The 584-nt window shown below is 27.7% G+C and carries 1 pseudogene; it reads right to left on the reverse strand.

What is annotated here, in order from left to right:
- Positions 1-226: 226 nt before the first annotated feature.
- Positions 227-584: pseudogene (locus NG904_RS16675) on the reverse strand (triacylglycerol lipase); the annotation flags it as partial.

Here is a 584-nt window from a genome sequence, read left to right on the forward strand (position 1 = left end):
CATTTCAGCCTCTAATGATTCTTGTAATACGTCTCTAAACATTTCTTTAAGTACAACTAAAATTTCATTAGCGTTACTAAAATTTTGCTCCTTTATGTATTCTCATAATAATTCTTTCGACACATTTCCCATATAAAAAAACTCCTTCTTGTAATAATTTGTTATCTTAATTATTTCCAAGGAGGAGTTCATTTTTTTCAGTTTCCACAAAATTATTTACAGGGCCTTAAAACCCTTTATTTTTAAGATCTGATACTATCTCTACATATTTTTCTATTACATCGAATCCTTTGTAGTCATCTCGTCTTAAATCTATAATATCTCCATGAGAAATTCCACGTCTATACTTACTTTTCAATACACCTTTAAATTCACCCCATTTAGCAGAATCTATTGCCACTAATCCATCATTTTCACCTTCAGTTAACTTTACTAAAATATATGGAATAGCCACTACATAATCACTAAATACATTTTTTACTACACTTGCATAACTTTGATAATAAACTTTATCTACATCTTTTACTTCTTCATTAAATTTTTTACTATGATACGTTGAAAATTGTCTACTTGCTGTATAAAAA

Source organism: Clostridium sp. ZBS15 (assembly GCF_023845705.1).
Taxonomy (GTDB): domain Bacteria; phylum Bacillota; class Clostridia; order Clostridiales; family Clostridiaceae; genus Clostridium; species Clostridium aquiflavi.